3 protein-coding genes are annotated in these 1276 nt (G+C 59.7%); all 3 read left to right on the top strand.

Annotation, left to right across the window (positions count from 1 at the left end; genetic code table 11):
• Positions 1 to 184 (top strand): hypothetical protein (locus tag Y708_RS30315; RefSeq protein WP_035775170.1); only part of this gene is annotated, 184 nt, incomplete at its 5' end.
• A gap of 160 nt (positions 185 to 344) precedes the next feature.
• Complete coding sequence (locus Y708_RS0103840) at positions 345 to 719, top strand: Swt1 family HEPN domain-containing protein (protein ID WP_028278912.1); 375 nt, start codon at positions 345 to 347, stop codon at positions 717 to 719.
• 263 nt (positions 720 to 982) lie between these two features.
• The coding region (locus Y708_RS29565; RefSeq protein WP_028278911.1) for a Swt1 family HEPN domain-containing protein at positions 983 to 1276 on the top strand (294 nt) is incomplete at its 3' end.

Here is a 1276-nt window from a genome sequence, read left to right as displayed (position 1 = left end):
CCTCCCGCCGTTCGTTGTTAGGCAGGCGGGTGAGCAGATTCGTATAAACATGCAAGTACTGCTGGGCGAATTGAGCGGTGACAGTGAAGGAGCGACACTCAAAGACCTATACCTTGCCAAGCAACTTGTAGGTTCCTGGGAGGAACTGCTTGAGTTCCGCGAGCAACAGTGGAGCCTGTACTGAAGGTGCCCGAAGTAGCTCCTCAGCCCCGTAACGCGGGAGGGACAGCCGCGAACTGTCACCACCACGTACTACGCTGTCTTGAACGGTGTGACAATCGGCACCTTGGGGATATGGGGAACGTTATGGGGCTATCAAACCGCGAGTTCATCGGACGCGCATCTTGGAGCACAAGGACGACCTCCAGCACAAGCAATCCAAGCTCTACAAAAGCAACGATCCGCAGGTGCAGTTGCGCATGCTCACTGAACGCCTCGGCGGGCTCGGCTACCCCTTCAACCTCTCGCCCGAGTGCCGCGCCTACGCAAGCGAGATGCGTCAGGTGCGGAACCTGTGGGCACACAACGAGCCCTTCACCGTCGACGACGTCCAGCGCTATCTCGACACCTCCTTCCGGCTCCTGCACGCTGTCGGCGCCGAGGGTGCCGCAGAGCAGACGCGGTCCCTTCTCACTGAGTTTAAGAGCGGCTCGTCAGAGCAAGGCACCAGCCAAGCCCCAATTACCGATGCAAGTACTGCTGGGCGAATTGAGCGGTGACAGTGAAGGAGCGACACTCAAAGACCTATACCTTGCCAAGCAACTTGTAGGTTCCTGGGAGGAACTGCTTGAGTTCCGCGAGCAACAGTGGAGCCTGTACTGAAGGTGCCCGAAGTAGCTCCTCAGCCCCGTAACGCGGGAGGGACAGCCGCGAACTGTCACCACCACGTACTACGCTGTCTTGAACGGTGTGACAATCGGCACCTTGGGGATATGGGGAACGTTATGGGGCTATCAAACCGCGAGTTCATCGGACGCGCATCTTGGAGCACAAGGACGACCTCCAGCACAAGCAATCCAAGCTCTACAAAAGCAACGATCCGCAGGTGCAGTTGCGCATGCTCACTGAACGCCTCGGCGGGCTCGGCTACCCCTTCAACCTCTCGCCCGAGTGCCGCGCCTACGCAAGCGAGATGCGTCAGGTGCGGAACCTGTGGGCACACAACGAGCCCTTCACCGTCGACGACGTCCAGCGCTATCTCGACACCTCCTTCCGGCTCCTGCACGCTGTCGGCGCCGAGGGTGCCGCAGAGCAGACGCGGTCCCTTCTCACTGAG

This window comes from Arthrobacter sp. H5, assembly GCF_000520595.1.
Taxonomy (GTDB): domain Bacteria; phylum Actinomycetota; class Actinomycetes; order Actinomycetales; family Micrococcaceae; genus Arthrobacter_D.
This window is presented reverse-complemented; position numbering and strand designations above follow the sequence as displayed.